14 protein-coding genes are annotated in these 18,004 nt (G+C 59.5%); 6 read left to right on the forward strand and 8 right to left on the reverse strand.

Annotation, left to right across the window (positions count from 1 at the left end):
• Positions 1 to 113 precede the first annotated feature (113 nt).
• Positions 114 to 944, reverse strand: a complete 831-nt coding sequence (queF, locus tag LOY43_RS19045) for an NADPH-dependent 7-cyano-7-deazaguanine reductase QueF (RefSeq protein ID WP_258708585.1) — start codon at positions 942 to 944, stop codon at positions 114 to 116.
• A 61-nt stretch (positions 945 to 1,005) separates the two neighbouring features.
• The gene (locus LOY43_RS19050) at positions 1,006 to 1,539 is read right to left on the reverse strand and encodes a plastocyanin/azurin family copper-binding protein (protein ID WP_095050476.1); all 534 of its coding nucleotides are present in this window, start codon (positions 1,537 to 1,539) and stop codon (positions 1,006 to 1,008) included.
• A 154-nt stretch (positions 1,540 to 1,693) separates the two neighbouring features.
• On the opposite strand from LOY43_RS19050, the gene LOY43_RS19055 reads away from it, so the two are divergent.
• Together LOY43_RS19055 and LOY43_RS19060 are read left to right on the forward strand one after the other, a co-directional pair.
• On the forward strand, positions 1,694 to 2,374 hold the full coding sequence (locus LOY43_RS19055; RefSeq protein WP_038362249.1) for a heavy metal response regulator transcription factor: 681 nt from the start codon (positions 1,694 to 1,696) through the stop codon (positions 2,372 to 2,374).
• Positions 2,374 to 3,720, forward strand: coding sequence for a heavy metal sensor histidine kinase (locus LOY43_RS19060; RefSeq protein ID WP_258708586.1), 1,347 nt, complete (start codon positions 2,374 to 2,376; stop codon positions 3,718 to 3,720). Before LOY43_RS19055 ends, LOY43_RS19060 begins: the two co-directional genes overlap by 1 nt.
• A gap of 119 nt (positions 3,721 to 3,839) precedes the next feature.
• Here LOY43_RS19060 and LOY43_RS19065 read toward each other — a convergent pair whose 3' ends face one another.
• From LOY43_RS19065 to LOY43_RS19075, 3 genes are all read right to left on the reverse strand, one after another.
• Positions 3,840 to 5,084, reverse strand: coding sequence for a lipoprotein-releasing ABC transporter permease subunit (locus LOY43_RS19065; protein ID WP_093433700.1), 1,245 nt, complete (start codon positions 5,082 to 5,084; stop codon positions 3,840 to 3,842).
• A 63-nt stretch (positions 5,085 to 5,147) separates the two neighbouring features.
• Positions 5,148 to 5,846, reverse strand: a complete 699-nt coding sequence (gene lolD / locus LOY43_RS19070) for a lipoprotein-releasing ABC transporter ATP-binding protein LolD (protein WP_007910506.1) — start codon at positions 5,844 to 5,846, stop codon at positions 5,148 to 5,150.
• Positions 5,839 to 7,089, reverse strand: coding sequence for a lipoprotein-releasing ABC transporter permease subunit (locus LOY43_RS19075; protein ID WP_034156426.1), 1,251 nt, complete (start codon positions 7,087 to 7,089; stop codon positions 5,839 to 5,841). Before LOY43_RS19075 ends, lolD begins: the two co-directional genes overlap by 8 nt.
• A 94-nt stretch (positions 7,090 to 7,183) precedes the next feature.
• Here LOY43_RS19075 and LOY43_RS19080 point away from each other — a divergent pair, with 94 nt between their 5' ends.
• Together LOY43_RS19080 and LOY43_RS19085 are read left to right on the forward strand one after the other, a co-directional pair.
• On the forward strand, positions 7,184 to 7,765 hold the full coding sequence (locus LOY43_RS19080) for a PilZ domain-containing protein (protein ID WP_007910502.1): 582 nt from the start codon (positions 7,184 to 7,186) through the stop codon (positions 7,763 to 7,765).
• Between the two features lie 14 nt (positions 7,766 to 7,779).
• A complete protein-coding gene (locus tag LOY43_RS19085) occupies positions 7,780 to 8,502 on the forward strand; it encodes a glycerophosphodiester phosphodiesterase (RefSeq protein WP_007910500.1) in 723 nt (240 codons plus the stop codon).
• Between the two features lie 42 nt (positions 8,503 to 8,544).
• Here LOY43_RS19085 and sthA read toward each other — a convergent pair whose 3' ends face one another.
• Together sthA and LOY43_RS19095 are read right to left on the reverse strand one after the other, a co-directional pair.
• The gene (sthA, locus tag LOY43_RS19090; RefSeq protein WP_064117858.1) at positions 8,545 to 9,939 is read right to left on the reverse strand and encodes a Si-specific NAD(P)(+) transhydrogenase; all 1,395 of its coding nucleotides are present in this window, start codon (positions 9,937 to 9,939) and stop codon (positions 8,545 to 8,547) included.
• A 197-nt stretch (positions 9,940 to 10,136) separates the two neighbouring features.
• Positions 10,137 to 11,123 carry an FAD:protein FMN transferase gene (locus tag LOY43_RS19095; protein ID WP_176471231.1) on the reverse strand — a complete coding sequence of 329 codons (987 nt, stop codon included), beginning with the start codon at positions 11,121 to 11,123 and terminating at the stop codon, positions 10,137 to 10,139.
• Between the two features lie 120 nt (positions 11,124 to 11,243).
• Between LOY43_RS19095 and LOY43_RS19100 the strand changes: the two genes are divergently transcribed.
• Positions 11,244 to 12,542, forward strand: a complete 1,299-nt coding sequence (locus LOY43_RS19100; protein WP_258708587.1) for an MFS transporter — start codon at positions 11,244 to 11,246, stop codon at positions 12,540 to 12,542.
• A gap of 184 nt (positions 12,543 to 12,726) precedes the next feature.
• Here LOY43_RS19100 and LOY43_RS19105 read toward each other — a convergent pair whose 3' ends face one another.
• Positions 12,727 to 14,190, reverse strand: coding sequence for a glyceraldehyde-3-phosphate dehydrogenase (locus tag LOY43_RS19105; protein WP_093433692.1), 1,464 nt, complete (start codon positions 14,188 to 14,190; stop codon positions 12,727 to 12,729).
• 354 nt (positions 14,191 to 14,544) lie between these two features.
• Between LOY43_RS19105 and mfd the strand changes: the two genes are divergently transcribed.
• The gene (gene mfd, locus LOY43_RS19110) at positions 14,545 to 17,994 is read left to right on the forward strand and encodes a transcription-repair coupling factor (RefSeq protein WP_095124324.1); all 3,450 of its coding nucleotides are present in this window, start codon (positions 14,545 to 14,547) and stop codon (positions 17,992 to 17,994) included.
• The last annotated feature ends 10 nt before the right edge of the window (positions 17,995 to 18,004 follow it).

The following is an 18,004-nucleotide window of genomic DNA, read 5'->3' on the forward strand; positions in this document are numbered from 1 at the left end:
GTAGGAGCGAGCCTGCTCGCGAATACGGTGGATCATTCAACGATGATGTCGACTGACACTACGCATTCGCGAGCAGGCTCGCTCCCACATTGGATATCGCACATTCCGGATCTTTATTGACGCACGAGCCGGTGGTTCGGCAGCTGTACGCTTTCGGTACTGCGATACGGGTTGATATCCAGACCACCGCGACGCACGTAACGTGCAAATACCGTTAATTTCTCGGGTTTCAACAAGCGCTGCAGATCGAGGAAAATCCGCTCCACACACTGCTCATGGAAGTCCGAATGCTGACGGAAGCTGACGATGTATTCCAGCAAACTCGCATGATCCAGCGCCGAGCCGCGATATTCCACCACCACACTGCCCCAGTCCGGCTGACTGGTCACTGGGCAATTGGATTTGAGCAGATGGCTGTGCACGCTCTCTTCCACAATCCGCGAATCATCGCAACGTAGCAGTTCCGGGCGCGGATGCTCATAGTTGCTGACACTGATATCCAGATCGTCGATGCACACGCCCGGCAACGCCACGACGCCTTCCGCTTCAACGTCTTTCAGGCTGCGAACCCGCACCCCTACCGGTTTGCCGGCGGCGGCGGACAAATCCTTGATCAGTGTCGCCTCCAGGCTCGCAACGTCGGCAAACGCGGTCTGGTTCAGCGAGTTCAAATACAACTTGAACGACTTCGATTCGATGATATTCGGCGAATCCGCCGGAATTCTGAACTCGCCGATCGCCACCACCGGCTTGCCCGACGGCAGCAGCCACGACAGCTCGAAGCAGTTCCAGAAATCCACACCTTTATACGGCAGGGTTTCGGCGGTCAGGCCCAGTTCGGCCCATTTCGCGGTGCGCGGAATCGGGAACAGCAGGGACGGCGTGTATGTGGCGATGTATTCGCTGGATTTGCCCAGCGGCGAATGTTCGGCTGCGGGATGCATGGCGGAAACCTGACTGAAGAATCAGCGGATTCTACCAGTCTTTGCCCGCGCCTTTGAGTGCTTACTGACTGACCGTCAGTTTGCCGACCATGCCCGCCTGATAATGCCCGGGAATATTGCAGGCAAATTCCAGGATCGTCGCTTTGCTGAAGGTCCAGGTCAGCTCGGCAGTTTTGCCCGGCTCGACCAGCACGCTGTTCGGATCGTCGTGCTTCATGCCGTGGCCCATCGCCGCGTGATCCATGCCAGCCATGTCGTGGGACATTTCCTTCATACCGGTAGGCGTAAGCATGCCGCTTTGCTGCATCTGCAACATTTCCTGCTGGTGTTTGGCGTGCATCGCTGCGTCACCGAGGTTGAATTCGTGCAACAACTGGCCTTTATTCACCAGCACAAAACGAACGGTCTCACCGGCCTTGATCTGAATCGCCTTGGGATCGAAGGACATATCACCCATCACCACCTCGATACTGCGCGTGGCGTTGGCGGCAGGTGCTGGCTGGCCAAAATCGTAGGTGTGAGCTGGCGCGGCCCACACTGGCGAACTCAGCGCCACCAGACAGGCAGCCAACGTCAGGGATTGGCGTAAAAACATGGTCGTTCTCCAACAAGTTAAGGTTCAGCCTGTGGGAGACTTTAGCCGGCCTGCGCTGGCACCTACCTGACAGGCAGATTACAACTTTGTCAGGTTGGCGCTTACCGCACGCGCTCACGGTATAAAGCCTTAGTTACTACAACCCGAGTCGCCCATGAAACTGTTGATCGTCGAAGACCAAGCGAAAACCGGCCAATACCTGCGCCAGGGCCTGACCGAGGCCGGGTTCAACACGGAACTGGTGGCCGACGGCAACAGCGGTCAGCAACTGGCACTGAGCGGCGATTACGCGCTGCTGATCCTTGACGTGATGCTACCGGGGCGCAGTGGCTGGCAGATTCTGCAAGCGGTGCGCAGCGCCGGACTGGATACGCCGGTACTTTTTCTCACGGCCAAAGACGCCGTGGAAGACAGGGTTCATGGCCTCGAACTCGGTGCCGACGACTATCTGGTCAAGCCCTTCGCTTTCTCCGAACTGCTGGCGCGGGTGCGCAGCCTGTTGCGTCGCGGCAGTGCTACACAGCAAGAAACCAGCCTGCAATTGGCCGATCTGCGTCTGGACCTGATTCGCCGTCGGGTCGAACGCAGTGGCCAACGCATTGATCTCACCGCCAAGGAATTCGCGCTATTGGAAATGCTTCTGCGCCGTCAGGGTGAGGTGCTGCCGAAATCGCTGATCGCCTCACAGGTCTGGGACATGAATTTCGACAGTGACACCAATGTCATCGAAGTGGCGATCCGCCGTTTGCGCCTGAAAATCGACGACGAGTTTCCCAACAAATTGATCCACACCGTACGCGGCATGGGTTACGTGCTCGAAGAGCGTGGCGCCTGATGCGCCGGCTGTCTCTGAGTTCGCGTCTGGCCTTGTTGTTTGCCGCTTGCACCGCCGTGGTTTCACTGTTTGCCGGGGTGCTGTTCAACCGCGCCAGCGAGGCGCACTTCATCGAACTCGACCAACAGCAACTGGACGGTAAGCTGATTGGCCTGCGCCGCGCCTTGCAGGATGTTCAACCCACTCAACGTGAGGCGCGGCTGGCGGATGAGCTGAGCCGTCAGGCCGATCTGTCGTTGCGCATTACCGGCACTGACGGCCAGCGCTGGTATGACAGTTCGACGCAAATCCCCAAGGATTTGCCGCAACAATCCGGCCTGTTGACAGTTAGCAACGACGGCACCGATTACCGCGTGCTCAACGCCCCGCTCTACCCGGAAAACGCCGATTCCCCGCAACTGACAATGCTGCTGGACATCACCCATCACCAGCACTTCCTGCAACGCATGCAGCATCTGATCTGGCTGACGGTCGGGCTGTCAGCGCTGGCCACCGCTTTGCTCGGTGCCTGGGCTGCACGCAGCGGGTTGCGTCCGTTGCGGCGCATGAGTGCGGTTGCCCGTGGGATTTCCGCACAATCGCTGAATGCGCGACTGCCGGAAGCGCAAATGCCACCCGAGCTTGCGGAAATGGCCCACAGCTTCAACGCCATGCTCGCACGCCTCGACGACTCGTTTCAGCGGCTCTCGGCGTTTTCCGCCGACATCGCTCATGAGTTGCGCACGCCATTGTCGAACCTGCTGACCCACACTCAAGTCACCCTCACCCGCCCTCGGCCGATCGAGGATTACCGCGAAGCGCTGCACAGCAACCTCGAAGAGCTGCAATGGATGGCACAACTGGTCAACGACATGTTGTATCTGGCCAAGGCTGACCACGGTTTGCTGATGCCCAAGCGCGAAGCGCTGGAACTGGCGGACGAGACCGATGTGTTGCTGGAGTTTTTTGCGCCGCTGGCGGAGGACGCCGGGGTCAAGCTGACGCGCGAGGGCAATGCGCGGATCGAAGGTGATCGCAGCATGTTGCGCCGTGCCTTGTCGAATTTGCTCGATAACGCGCTGCGGTTTACCCCGGTCGAGGGCTACGTGAGCTTGCGGATCGTTGATCAACCGAACGCGGTACGCATTTCAGTCGAAAACAGTGGCGAAGGGATTTCTGCGGAGTTGTTGCCACGCCTGTTTGATCGATTTTATCGGGCCGATCCGGCGCGACAGGAAGGTAGCAGTGAGCATGCGGGATTGGGGCTGGCGATTACTCAGTCGATCGTCCGCGCCCATGTTGGGCAGATTCATTGCGAATCTGAAGCGGGATGGACGCGGTTTGTGATTGAGCTACCTCGAACCTGATCGTTCCCACGCTCTGCGTGGGAATGCAGCCCGGGACGCTCCGCGTCCCTTCCAGAGCCGAACGCGGAGCGTCCGTTGAGGCGTTCCCACGCAGAGCGTGGGAACGAGCATGGAGTCGCTTACGAATATCTCAACGCGTGAGCCGGCTCGATCTTCGCCGCTCGCCACGCAGGATACACCGTCGCCAGGAAGCTCAGGATAAAGCCCGCCGAGCAGATCAACAGCACATCCCCACCCTGCAATTCCGACGGCAAATTGCTGACGAAATACACATCAGAACTGAAGATGTGCTGCCCGCTGACTCGCTCGATCCAGCCCACGATCTGACTGACATTCAGCGCGGCGATCACGCCCAAAACGCCGCCAATGATCGTGCCGACAATCCCGATCACGGTGCCCTGAACCATGAAGATCGCCATGATCTGTCGTGGCGTGGCGCCGATGGTGCGCAGGATCGCGATGTCCGCGCCCTTGTCGTTCACCACCATAATCAGGGTCGCAATGATGTTGAACGCCGCCACCGCGACGATCATCAGCAACAGCAGGCCGATCATGGTTTTTTCCATCTTCATCGCACTGAACAGGCTGCCCTGGGTGTGGGTCCAGTCGTCAGCCTTGAACTCGGCGCCCAGGCCGGCAGCGATGTCCGAAGAGACTTTCGGCGCGGCGTACAGATCCTTGACCGCCAGACGCACGCTCTGTACCTGATTCGGCTGCCAATGCTGCATGGTCGCAGCGTCCGCCACATGGATCAGGCCCATCGAGCCGTCCAGTTCAGCGCCAACCTTGAACACGCCCACCACGTTCAGACGCTGCATGCGCGGGGTAATGCCGCCGGGGGCGGTGCTGACTTCCGGCACGATCAGGGTGATTTTGTCGCCAACGTTGAGGCGGAAACGTCGCGCGGTGATTTCACCAATCACTACGCCGAACTCTCCTGGTTTCAAGGCATCGAGACGGCCCTGCACAATGTGCTGGGCAACGATGGAGACCTTGCCTTCCTGCGCCGGATCGACGCCGCTGATCTGGATCGGCTGCATCAAGCCCTTATAGGAGAGCATGCCTTCCATCTCAGTGAACGGCACGGCGGCGGTCACTTCAGGATTTTTCATCGCGGCGGCGGCCACCGGCTGCCAGTCATCGATCGGCTTGACGCCCACGATGGTGGCGTGCGGCACCATGCCGAGGATGCGCGAGCTCATTTCGCGCTGGAAGCCATTCATCACCGACAACACCACGATCATCGCCAGCACGCCGAGGGCGAGGCCGATCATCGAGGTCATCGAAATGAACGAAACAAAGCGATTGCGGCGCTTGGCGCGGGTATAGCGCGTGCCGATAAAGATCGATAACGGTCTGAACATTCGCTGGGGCACCGTATAAAAATAAAAGACCCGACGCCTTTACAGGCGCCGGGTTTCAGCCAATCAGATAGGCGTGAGGCAACCTTCTTGCAGGTGCAGTACGCGATCCATCTGGCGGGCCAGGTTCATGTCGTGGGTCACCACCAGGAACGCCGTGCGCATGGAGGTGCTGAGTTCCAGCATCAAATCCTGAATGCCTTGGGCGGTGTGCGAGTCGAGGTTGCCGGTTGGCTCGTCGAGCATCACCAGGCCCGGCTTGTTCACCAGGGCGCGGGCGATGGCCACACGCTGACGTTCACCACCGGACAGTTCCGCCGGTTTGTGCTCCAGGCGATGACCGAGGCCGACGCGCTCCAGCAGTGCCGTGGCACGCTGACGGGCTTCCGGGATCGGCGTCTTGCCGATCAGCAGCGGCATGCAGACGTTTTCCAGTGCGGTGAATTCCGGCAGCAAGTGGTGGAACTGGTAAACGAAACCGAGCGCACGATTACGCAGCAGGCCACGCTTCTTCTCGCTCAGCGCCGACAGTTCTTCACCATCGAGCCAGACGCTGCCCTTGGTCGGCGTATCGAGGCCGCCGAGCAGGTTGAGCAAGGTACTTTTGCCCGAACCCGAGGTGCCGACGATCGCGACGCGCTCGCCCGGGTGTAACTCCAGTTGCAGGCCGGCCAGTACTTCTACCGATTCCGGGCCTTCCTCGTAAGATTTGCCCAGATTGCGGCAGCTCAGGATTGCTTGTTCACTCATGCCCGACTCACTCATAACGTAGCGCCTCCGCCGGCTGGGTGCGCGCGGCACGCCAGGCTGGATACAGGGTGGCGAGGAAACTCAGGACCAACGCAGCGGCGCAGACCATGACCACATCCTGGCTCTGCACCTGCGACGGAAGATAATCAATGAAATACACGTCAGCATTAAGGAATTTGTGGCCGATCAGGCCTTCCAGTGCCGAGATCGCCGCGCTGACATTAAGCGCGGCGAAAATACCCACCACCGCGCCAATCGCCGTGCCGACCACACCGATCACCGTGCCTTGCACCATGAACGTGCGCATGATCGTGCCCGGCGTCGCGCCCAACGTACGCAGAATGGCGATGTCGCCCTTCTTGTCGTTGACCACCATCACCAGCGTGGAAATGATGTTGAACGCAGCGACGGCGACGATCAGCAACAACAGCAGGCCGATCATGGCTTTTTCCATACGGATCGCCTGATACAGATTGCCGTGGGTGCGGGTCCAGTCGCGGGCGTAGTAGTGGTCTTCGCCAAGCTGCTGGGCGATGTTCCATGCCACACGCGGTGCCTGGAACAGGTCGTCGAACTTCAGGCGAATGCCCTGCACCTGATCAGGCTTCCAGCGGTGCATCTTCGCCAGATCCTGCAGGTTGGTCACGCCCAGATAGCCATCGAGTTCGCCAGCGCCGACATGGAAAATGCCGACAACGGTGAAGCGCTTCATGCGCGGGAACATCCCGGCCGGGGTCACGCTGACCTCCGGCGCGACGAAGGTGACCTTGTCTCCGATGCCGACGCCGAGCTTGGTCGCAGCCTTGTCGCCGATGACGATGCCGAAGCTGCCCGGCGTCAGATCGTCGAGCTTGCCCTGTTTCATGAAGTTGTCGATGATCGACACATTGCGCTCGAGCGCAGGGTCGATGGCATTGAGCAATACCTTGGACACCTGACCGTTATTGGTCAGCAGGCCCTGCATCTGGGTGAACGGCGCAACCGCCGTCACCTGCGGGTTCTGCTTGACCTGGGTGGCCAGGCTTTGCCAATCGTTGATCGGCTCAGTGGATTCAATGGTCGCGTGGGGCACCATGCCCAGCACACGGGTGCGCATCTCATGATCGAAGCCGTTCATCACCGACAACACGACGATCATCACGACCACGCCAAGGGCGAGCCCGATCATCGAAGTCAGGGAAATGAATGACACAAAATGATTGCGACGCTTTGCACGGGTATAACGCGTGCCGATAAATACGAAGAGAGGTCTGAACATGTCGGGGCTTGTTCGGAGGGAAAAGGAACGTCCTTGTGGCGGGGGTCGATAACCAGCTTTACACTCAGACCACCGCCGCTACCATGGGTTCGCCATGTCGACATTAGATGAAGAAGATCGCCGCGAATACTACCGTATCGAGGACACGATCGCACTGGAAATTCGGCCCCTGTCTGCTCCCGAAGCCGCAGGCCAGGAAGTGTTGCAGGATGCTTCCCCACTGTTCAACCTGCTCAGCGAACTGCACCTGAGTGAATTCGAGTCGCAACACCTGTTGCGGCAGATCAGCGAGCGCGACCGGGCCATTGCCGCGTTCCTGAAATCCCAGAACAAACGCATCGACCTGCTCAGCCAGGTGGTCGCCCTGACCGTACTCGGTCATATCGGCGAGCCGCAACCGGTGATCATCTCCGAGGGCGGAATCGACTTTCAGCACCCGACACCGATTGCCACCGGTGCACACCTGTCAGTGAAACTGGTGCTGATGCCGCAAGCGCTGGGCCTGTTGCTGCGTGCCCGCGTCACCCATTGCGACCGCAAGGGCGAAGGTTATGACATCGGTACCGAGTTCGAACACCTGACCGATGCCCAGCGCCAGTTGCTCGCCCGCTATATCTTGCAGAAGCAGGCTCAGGAACGACGTCTGGCCCGCGAACAGAACGAATCAGGCATTTAATTTAAGGAAGAACCGTGACCCTCATCTACGGCCACCGCGGCGCCAAGGGCGAAGCACCGGAAAACACCCTGAGCAGCTTTCAGGAATGTCTCAAGCACGGCGTGCGCCGTTGCGAACTGGATCTGCACCTGTCCAAGGACGGCGAGTTGATGGTCATCCACGACCCGACCCTCAAACGCACCACGGAGCGGCGCGGCAAGGTCGTCGAACACACCGCCGCCGAGCTGGTGACCTACGACGCGCGCAAGGGCGGCCCGGGCTGGATCAAGCCGTGCCCGATTCCGACGCTGGAAGAGTTGTTCGAGAAGTGTGATTTCGAGCATTGGCAACTGGAGGTCAAAAGCGCTTCACGTACTCGCGCCGCAACCACGGTGCTGGCGATTCGTGAAATGGCGCAACGGCATGGCCTGCTCGACAAGGTGACGATCACCTCGAGTTCGCGGGAAGTGCTGAAAGCGGCGCTGGATCTGGTGCCGGACGTGTCGCGCGGATTGGTGGCCGAATACGCTTGGCTCGACCCGTTGAAGGTCGCGGCCAGCTATGGCTGTGAGATTCTCGCGCTGAACTGGACACTGTGCACGCCGGAACGTCTGCAAAAGGCGCAGCGTCAGGGGCTGCATGTGTCGGTGTGGACCGTCAACGAGCCTGCGCTGATGCGCAGACTCGCCGACTTCGGCGTTGACAGCCTGATTACAGACTTTCCCGGTTTGGCCACTGCCACCCTCGAGAATTGCTGAAATCGGTCTCCCCGGCCGGCTCAGGCCACCGGCCGGAGCCCGTCAAAAAAGCCGGTTGAGGCCGTCGTACGCCGCTACCCGATAGGCTTCGGCCATGGTCGGGTAGTTGAACGTGGTGTTGACGAAGTACTTCAGGGTGTTCAGCTCGCCCGGCTGGCTCATGATCGCCTGGCCGATGTGAACGATCTCCGACGCCTGATAACCGAAGCAGTGAACGCCCAGCACTTCCAGGGTTTCACGGTGGAACAGGATCTTCAGCATGCCTTGCGGCTCGCCGGCGATCTGCGCACGCGCCATGCTCTTGAAGAACGCCTTGCCAACTTCGTACGGCACTTTGGCCTGGGTCAGTTCCTGCTCGTTCTTGCCGATCGAGCTGATCTCCGGAATGGTGTAGATGCCGGTCGGCACGTCATTCACAAAGCGCCAGCTACCGTTATCGACGATGCTGCCAGCAGCCGACCGACCCTGGTCGTGGGCGGCACTGGCCAGGCTCGGCCAGCCGATCACGTCACCGGCGCCGTAGATGTTCGGCACGCAGGTACGGTAAGCCTCGTCGACTTCGATCTGGCCACGGCTGTTGACCTTGACGCCGATGTTTTCCAGACCGAGCTGATCGGTGTTGCCGGTACGACCGTTGCACCAGAGCAAGGCGTCGGCCTTGATCTTCTTGCCGGACTTCAGGTGCAGGATCACGCCGTTGTCGACGCCTTCAACGCGATCGTAATCTTCGTTGTGGCGCACGGTAATGTTGTTGTTGCTGAAGTGGTAGCTCAACGCCTGGGAGATTTCCGAGTCGAGGAAGCTCAGTAACTGACCACGGTTGTCGACCAGCTCGACCAGTACACCCAGACCACTGAAGATCGACGCGTATTCACAACCGATCACGCCGGCGCCGTAAACGATCAGTTTGCGCGGGGTGTGGCCGAGGCTGAGGATGGTGTCGCTATCGTAGATACGCGGATGGTGGAAATCGATGTCCGCCGGGCGATAAGGACGCGAACCGGTGGCGATGATGATGTGCTTGGCCACCAGTTTCTCGACCACACCGTTGGCGCAAACCACTTCGATGGTTTGCTCGTCGGCGAAGCTGCCGGTGCCGAAGAACACGTCGACGCGGTTACGGGCGTAGTAGCCGGTACGCGAAGCGACTTGTTTGGAAATAACCTTTTCGGCGCTTTTCAACACGTCCGGGAAGGAGAACCAGCGCGGCTCGCCGATCGCCCGGAACATAGGATTGGTGTTGAACTGCATGATCTGCCGCACCGAGTGACGCAGTGCCTTGGACGGGATGGTGCCGAGGTGGGTGCAGTTGCCGCCGACCTGGCGACGGCTGTCGACCATCGCGACCTTGCGCCCTGCTTTGGCGGCGTTCATTGCCGCGCCTTCTCCCGCCGGGCCGGAACCCAGCACCACCACGTCGTAGTTGTAGACAGCCATGCGTACTCCTCAGAACAGGCCGCGGTGCCAGCAGCACCGGCGGCTAAATCACGCCGAACGGCGGCGCGAAGGAACAATTGGGGGTCAATCAAGAACCCGGACACAGTCTATAGAAGCGTCAACGCCGCGCACATTAACCCTTGGTCGCGTCGTAGGCTACTTTTGCCTGCACTACAACGCCAGCTTTCGTATTGTTCTCAGTCAGTTTTTGCGCCACTGAGGCGTTCGAAAGCCTTGTTGGTGCGAACGACAAAACCTGTATCGGCACGAATCACAAAGAATGCACCAATGTCATGTTTTTCCGCATAGTCCCACGCCCTTTCAGGGCCGAGAATCAGCAACAGCGTCGATAGGCCATCGGCCATCAACGCTGAAGGATGAATCACCGTGACTGACGCCAGATCGTGTAGGACCGGTGCACCGGTACGCGCATCGAAGGTGTGGGAATAACGCCGACCGCTCTGCAGGAAATAGTTGCGGTAGTCGCCGGAGGTGGAAACGCCGTAGCCGTCGACATTGATGATGCGCTCGGCGACCTGTTGATCGTCACGAGGTTCTTCCAGCGCGATGCGCCACGATGAGCCGTCAAGCTTTCGCCCCTTTGCCTTTAGCTCACCCGTGGCTTCAGCGAGGTAATCGTGGATGCCCATGGCATCGAGCCGTGCCGCGATGGTGTCGACGGCATAACCGGCGGCGATGCTGTTGAAATCGACTTCGACGGCGGCGTCCTTGCACAACTGCTCGCCATTGATGCGCAAGTGCTGATAACCGACGCGCGACATCACCTCGGCGAGTGCGGCGGCGCCAGGGACTTTCTCTTCGCGCCCCTGCGGGCCGAACCCCCAGAGATTCATCAGCGGTTCGACAGTCAGGTCGTAGGAGCCTTCGCTTTGCGCTGACAGTTGTTCGCCCGTGCGGACCAATTCGAGTACCGCTGCAGGCATTTTCTGACAGCTATTGGCGGGTAAAGCGTTGAAGCGCTCGATGTCCGAATCGTTGCGATAGGTGGATAGCTGCCGATCGACTTCGCCGAGGATCCCCTCCACTTCACCGCGAACTTGCTTCGGTTCGGGCAAGCCGGCGCGGCGCACATACTTGATTGAATACGTGCTGCCCATGGTCGCCCCACCAAGGCTTTCCATGGAATCGCCATTGCCGCAGCCAGCCAATAAGCCAGCCAGCATCACAAGCCCCAGCAACCGTCTAGTGAACAATTATTCATCTCTCCGTAAAACCGCGACGGCCATTATGAATTAAAGGATCTGCAACATCTTTATACAAAATCCAATAGCGAGTACCTGAACATGTCCTCCACCACGGGCAAAGGCAAAGCGATTTTTCGCGTTGTCAGCGGCAACTTCCTCGAAATGTTCGACTTCATGGTCTATGGCTTTTACGCCACAGCCATTGCCAAGACCTTCTTCCCCACCGACAGCGCCTTCGCTTCGCTGATGCTTTCACTGGCCACTTTTGGGGCCGGCTTCTTGATGCGTCCGCTCGGGGCGATTTTCCTCGGCGCCTACATTGACCGTCATGGCCGTCGCCAAGGGCTGATCATCACGCTGGCGTTGATGGCTGCCGGTACGGTGCTGATTGCCTGCGTGCCGGGCTACGCCACCCTCGGCGTCGCCGCACCGCTGCTCGTACTGTTCGGTCGGTTGCTGCAAGGCTTTTCCGCTGGCGTAGAACTGGGCGGCGTATCTGTCTATCTGGCAGAGATCGCCACACCAGGCCGCAAGGGTTTCTTCGTCAGTTGGCAGTCTGCGAGTCAGCAAGCGGCGGTGGTTTTCGCCGGCCTGCTCGGCGTCGGCCTCAACCACTGGCTGAGCCCGGAACAAATGGGTGACTGGGGCTGGCGCGTGCCGTTCCTGATCGGCTGCATGATTGTGCCGGTAATCTTCGTCATTCGCCGCTCGCTGGAGGAAACGCCAGAGTTCCAAGCCAGGAAACATCGCCCAACCCTGCGGGAAATTGTCCGCTCGATCGGTCAGAACTTCGGCATCGTCATCGCCGGCATGGCACTGGTGGTGATGACTACGGTGTCGTTCTACCTGATCACTGCGTACACCCCGACGTTCGGCAAGGCTGAGCTGCACCTGTCGGATTTCGACGCGTTGCTGGTGACGGTGTGCATCGGCCTGTCGAACTTCTTCTGGTTGCCGGTGATGGGCTCGGTGTCTGACAAGATCGGCCGTAAACCCTTACTGCTGGCGGCGACGATTCTGGCGATCCTGACCACCTACCCGGCGCTGTCGTGGCTGGTGGCGAACCCGAGCTTCAGCCATTTGCTGATTGTCGAGTTGTGGCTGTCGTTCCTCTACGGTTCGTACAACGGCGCGATGGTGGTGGCGCTGACCGAGATCATGCCGGTTGAAGTGCGTACGACCGGCTTCTCGCTGGCTTACAGCCTGGCAACCGCGACGTTCGGCGGGTTTACCCCGGCGGCGTGTACTTACCTGATTCATGTGCTGGACAACAAGGCTGCGCCGGGGATCTGGCTGAGTGGTGCGGCGGTGTTGGGATTGATTGCGACGCTGGTGTTGTTCCGGGGCAATAAGCATGAACTGCGCACCGCGCAAGCGGCCGTCCCTGGCGGCGCCTGACAGGACGCCATCGCTGGCAAGCCAGCTCCCACAGGGTTTCAGGTGTTAATGCAATTGTGTAATTAACCAGTAAACCTGTGGGAGCTGGCTTGCCAGCGATGAGGCTGGCCAAGGCAATAGAAGTTTTGCAGGCATAAAAAAACGCCCCGAACAAAGTCGGGGCGTTTTCATGTGCAGCTATCGCTTAGCGCGGGAACGCTGGCGGGTTTACACCAGCCATGTCTTCCATCACGCGAACCACCTGGCAGCTGTAGCCGAACTCGTTGTCGTACCACACGTACAGAACAACGCGGTTGTCCTGAACGATGGTCGCTTCAGCGTCGACCACACCGGCGTGGCGCGAGCCCACGAAGTCAGTCGAAACCACTTCCTGCGAGTTGACGAAGTCGATTTGCTTGTGCAGATCGGAGTGCAGCGCCATGTAGCGCAGGTACTCGTTCATCTCTTCACGGGTGGCAGCTTTCTCAAGGTTGAGGTTGAGAATGGCCATCGACACGTTTGGCGTCGGAACGCGGATCGCGTTACCGGTCAGCTTGCCGGCCAGCTCAGGCAGGGCCTTGGCAGCAGCGGTGGCAGCACCGGTCTCGGTGATGACCATGTTCAGCGCGGCGCTACGGCCACGGCGATCGCCCTTGTGGAAGTTGTCGATCAGGTTCTGGTCGTTGGTGTACGAGTGAACGGTTTCGACGTGACCGTTGATGATGCCGAACTTGTCATTCACAGCTTTCAGCACCGGCACGATGGCGTTGGTGGTGCAGGAAGCGGCGGACACGATCTTGTCGTCAGCGGTGATTTCGTTGTGGTTGATGCCGTGAACGATGTTCTTCAGCTTGCCTTTGCCAGGCGCGGTGAGAACAACGCGGGCGACACCCGGGCATTGCAGGTGCTGGCCCAGACCATCGGCGTCACGCCATACACCGGTGTTGTCCACCAGCAGCGCATCTTTGATGCCGTACTGGGTGTAATCCACCTCGGTCGGGTTCTTCGCGTAGATCACCTGGATCAGGTTACCGTTGGCGGTGATGGTGTTGTTTTCTTCGTCGATGGTAATGGTGCCGTTGAACGAACCATGGACCGAATCGCGACGCAGCAGGCTGGCGCGCTTGGTCAGGTCGTTGTCGGCGCCTTTGCGCACGACGATGGCACGCAGACGCAGACCGTCGCCACCACCGGTTTTCTCGATCAGGATGCGCGCCAGCAGACGGCCGATACGACCGAAGCCGTACAGCACAACGTCGGTGCCTTTACGTGCGGAAGCGTTTTGCTGGCCAACCACGTCAGCCATTTCTTCACGAACGAATTGCTCGGCGCTGCGGCCATTGCCTTCGTTACGGAATTTGAACGCCAACTTGCCCAGGTCTACCGAAGCCGCGCCGAGCTTGAGCTCGCTCATGGCTTTGAGCAGTGGGAATGTTTCGTGGACGGAGAGTTCGCTGTCGTCGGAAGAACGGTGGCGCGCAAAGCGGTGAGCTTTGAGAATCGCGATGACAGACTGGTTGATCAGGCTGCGGCCATAGATCGAGCTCACCACGTTGTTATTGCGGTAGAGCTGACCGATAAGCGGAATCATCGCTTCTGCGAGTGCTTCACGGTCGATCCATTCACCAAGACACTGGTCGGGCTTCTGAGTCACGGTAACCTTCCACATGTAGGGGCAGAAAAAAGGGGCTACATTATGCCGCCGACAACCTCTTGTAGCAATGTGCGCTTGTCGCGAAATCGGTAACAAAATTCCGTTCAAAAAAATTACGCCTCTCTCAAGCCCAGTAAAACCGGGGCTTTCAGCGCAGTCAATTTTTCGACGACTGTTAGACGATGTCTGTAACCCTCCGTAACACCAGCCACTTTCGGCACTACATAACCACAAAAAAACGGCTGGTTTTTATGGTTACCACTACATTTCGTCCAAACAGCGAAGATAGACGTAGTCTGCAACTGACAGGCGGCACCGGACGCCGCTACAATTACCGACTTTGTCGCAAAGCCTGGAGCTCAACCTTCCGTGCCCGTTCTGCGTCTACCGCTACTCCCTGCCGAGGCAGGTAAACAGCATTGGGGCAATCTGCCCGGTGCTGCCCTCAGCCTGGCGATTGCCGAGGCTGCCAGCGCTGCCAAGCGCTTCACCCTGCTACTGACCGCCGACAGCCAGAGTGCTGAACGACTGGAACAGGAGCTGAGTTTCTTCGCCCCGGATTTGCCCGTTCTGCATTTCCCTGACTGGGAAACCCTGCCGTACGACCTGTTCTCGCCCCACCAGGACATCATTTCCCAGCGCATCGCCAGCTTATATAGGCTGCCGGAACTGGCGCATGGCGTGCTGGTGGTGCCGATCACCACAGCGTTGCACCGTTTGGCGCCGACCAAATTCCTGCTCGGCAGCAGCCTGGTGCTGGATGTCGGGCAGAAGCTCGATGTTGAACAGATGCGTTCGCGACTCGAAGCCAGTGGCTATCGCTACGTCGATACGGTTTATGAGCACGGCGAGTTCACCGTGCGCGGTGCGTTGATCGACCTGTTTCCGATGGGCAGCAAGTTGCCGTATCGCATCGACCTGTTCGATGACGAAATCGAAACCCTGCGCACCTTCGACCCGGAAAACCAGCGCTCCATCGACAAGGTCGAATCGGTCAAGCTGCTGCCGGCCCGTGAGTTCCCGCTACAGAAAGACGCGGTCACCCGTTTCAAGGCACGCTTTCGCGAGCGTTTCGACGTCGACTTCCGTCGCTGCCCGATCTTTCAGGATCTGAGCAGCGGCATCACTCCGGCCGGTATCGAGTACTACCTGCCGCTGTTCTTCGACGAAACCTCGACCCTGTTCGATTACCTGCCGCAGGACACCCAGGTGTTCTCTCTGCCGGGCATCGAGCAAGCGGCGGAAAACTTCTGGAACGACGTGCGCAATCGTTATGAAGAGCGTCGCGTCGACCCTTCGCGTCCTTTATTGCCGCCGGCAGAGTTGTTCCTGCCGGTGGAAGACTGTTTCGCCCGTTTGAAGAGCTGGCCACGTGTGGTCGCCAGTCAACAAGACGTGGAAACCGGCGTCGGCCGCGAGCGCTTCCCCGCGCAAGCCCTGCCGAATCTGGCAATCGAGGCCAAAGCCACGCAACCGCTGGCGGCACTGTCGGCATTTCTCGATGAATTCCCCGGACGCGTGCTGTTCACCGCCGAATCCGCCGGCCGTCGCGAAGTCCTGCTGGAGTTGCTTGAACGCCTGAAGCTGCGACCGAAAACCGTCGACAGCTGGCCGGACTTCGTCGCGAGCAAGGATCGTCTGGCGATCACCATTGCCCCGCTCGATGAAGGCCTGATGCTCGATGACCCGGCGCTGGCCCTGGTCGCGGAAAGTCCGCTGTTCGGCCAACGCGTGATGCAACGCCGCCGCCGCGAGAAGCGTGCCGACGGCAATAACGATGCGGTGATCAAAAACCTCACCGAGCTGCGCGAAGGCGCGCCGGTGGTGCACATTGATCATGGTGTCGGTCGCTATCTGGGTCTGACGATTCTCGAAATCGACAATCAGGCCGCCGAATTCCTCACCCTCGAATACGCCGAGAACGCCAAGCTTTACGTGCCCGTAGCCAACCTGCATTTGATCGCGCGTTACACCGGCAGCGACGATGCGCTGGCCCCGCTGCACCGCCTCGGCTCGGAAACCTGGCAGAAGGCCAAGCGTAAAGCCGCCGAACAGGTGCGCGATGTTGCCGCTGAACTGCTCGACATCTATGCCCGGCGTGCCGCTCGCGAAGGTTATGCATTCGCCGACCCGAAAGCCGATTACGCGACGTTCAGCGCCGGTTTCCCGTTCGAAGAAACCCCGGACCAGCAATCGACCATTGAAGCCGTGCGCGAAGACATGCTCGCGCCGAAACCAATGGATCGCCTGGTCTGCGGCGATGTCGGTTTCGGCAAGACCGAAGTGGCCATGCGTGCGGCATTCATCGCCGTGCACGGCGGTCGTCAGGTGGCGATTCTGGTGCCGACCACCCTGCTCGCCCAGCAGCACTACAACAGCTTCCGCGACCGCTTCGCCGACTGGCCAGTGACCGTCGAAGTGATGAGCCGCTTCAAATCGGCCAAGGAAGTGAACGCGGCTATCGCTGATCTGGCCGAAGGCAAAATCGACATCGTCATTGGCACGCACAAGCTGCTGTCCGACGATGTGAAAATCAAAAACCTCGGGCTGGTGATCATCGACGAAGAACACCGTTTCGGTGTGCGTCAGAAAGAACAGCTCAAGGCCCTGCGCAGCGAAGTCGACATTCTTACCCTGACCGCCACACCGATTCCGCGCACGCTGAACATGGCGGTGTCGGGCATGCGCGACTTGTCGATCATCGCCACGCCGCCAGCGCGACGCCTGTCGGTGCGCACTTTCGTCATGGAGCAGAACAAGAGCACGGTCAAAGAGGCCCTGCTCCGTGAACTGCTGCGCGGCGGCCAGGTTTACTACCTGCACAACGATGTGAAAACCATCGAGAAGTGCGCCGCCGATCTCGCCGAACTGGTGCCGGAAGCCCGCATCGGCATCGGTCACGGACAGATGCGCGAGCGCGAACTCGAACAGGTGATGAGCGACTTCTATCACAAGCGCTTCAACGTGCTGATCGCCTCGACCATCATCGAGACCGGCATCGACGTGCCGAGCGCCAATACCATCATCATCGAGCGCGCCGACAAGTTCGGCCTGGCACAACTGCACCAGTTGCGTGGTCGTGTCGGCCGCAGTCACCACCAGGCTTACGCCTACCTGCTGACGCCGCCGCGCCAGCAAATCACTTCGGACGCGGAAAAGCGTCTGGAAGCGATTGCCAATACTCAGGATCTCGGCGCCGGTTTCGTGCTCGCGACCAACGACTTGGAAATCCGTGGTGCCGGCGAACTGCTCGGCGATGGCCAGAGCGGGCAGATTCAGGCCGTGGGCTTCACGCTGTACATGGAGATGCTGGAACGCGCGGTGAAATCGATCCGCAAGGGCGAGCAACCGAACCTTGATCAACCGCTGGGCGGTGGCCCGGAAGTCAACTTGCGGGTGCCGGCGCTGATTCCGGAAGACTACCTGCCGGACGTTCACGCGCGTCTGATTCTGTACAAGCGCATCGCTTCGGCCACCGACGAGGAAGGCCTGAAAGATCTGCAAGTCGAGATGATCGACCGCTTCGGCCTGCTACCGGAACCGACGAAGAATCTGGTGCGCATCACAGCGCTGAAGTTGCAGGCCGAGCAATTGGGCATCAAGAAGGTCGATGGTGGCCCGCAAGGTGGGCGTATTGAGTTTGCCGCGCAAACCCCGGTCGACCCGATGACGCTGATAAAGCTGATCCAGAGCCAGCCAAAACGCTATAAATTCGAAGGCGCGACGATGTTCAAATTCCAGGTACCGATGGAACGTCCGGAAGAGCGCTTTAATACTGTAGAGGCGCTGTTTGAGCGCCTCCTCCCGAAATCTGTTTGAAGGACGCCCA

Source organism: Pseudomonas sp. B21-041, from assembly GCF_024748675.1.
Lineage (GTDB): Bacteria > Pseudomonadota > Gammaproteobacteria > Pseudomonadales > Pseudomonadaceae > Aquipseudomonas > Aquipseudomonas neuropathica.

Bases quoted from the DNA above. Each gene is read 5' to 3' on its own strand.
- queF (WP_258708585.1), bottom strand. From the start codon at position 944: ATGCATCCCGCAGCCGAACATTCGCCGCTGGGCAAATCCAGCGAATAC.
- LOY43_RS19050 (WP_095050476.1), bottom strand. From the start codon at position 1,539: ATGTTTTTACGCCAATCCCTGACGTTGGCTGCCTGTCTGGTGGCGCTG.
- LOY43_RS19055 (WP_038362249.1), top strand. From the start codon at position 1,694: ATGAAACTGTTGATCGTCGAAGACCAAGCGAAAACCGGCCAATACCTG.
- LOY43_RS19060 (WP_258708586.1), top strand. From the start codon at position 2,374: ATGCGCCGGCTGTCTCTGAGTTCGCGTCTGGCCTTGTTGTTTGCCGCT.
- LOY43_RS19065 (WP_093433700.1), bottom strand. From the start codon at position 5,084: ATGTTCAGACCGTTATCGATCTTTATCGGCACGCGCTATACCCGCGCC.
- lolD (WP_007910506.1), bottom strand. From the start codon at position 5,846: ATGAGTGAGTCGGGCATGAGTGAACAAGCAATCCTGAGCTGCCGCAAT.
- LOY43_RS19075 (WP_034156426.1), bottom strand. From the start codon at position 7,089: ATGTTCAGACCTCTCTTCGTATTTATCGGCACGCGTTATACCCGTGCA.
- LOY43_RS19080 (WP_007910502.1), top strand. From the start codon at position 7,184: ATGTCGACATTAGATGAAGAAGATCGCCGCGAATACTACCGTATCGAG.
- sthA (WP_064117858.1), bottom strand. From the start codon at position 9,939: ATGGCTGTCTACAACTACGACGTGGTGGTGCTGGGTTCCGGCCCGGCG.
- LOY43_RS19095 (WP_176471231.1), bottom strand. From the start codon at position 11,123: ATGCTGGCTGGCTTATTGGCTGGCTGCGGCAATGGCGATTCCATGGAA.
- LOY43_RS19100 (WP_258708587.1), top strand. From the start codon at position 11,244: ATGTCCTCCACCACGGGCAAAGGCAAAGCGATTTTTCGCGTTGTCAGC.
- LOY43_RS19105 (WP_093433692.1), bottom strand. From the start codon at position 14,190: ATGTGGAAGGTTACCGTGACTCAGAAGCCCGACCAGTGTCTTGGTGAA.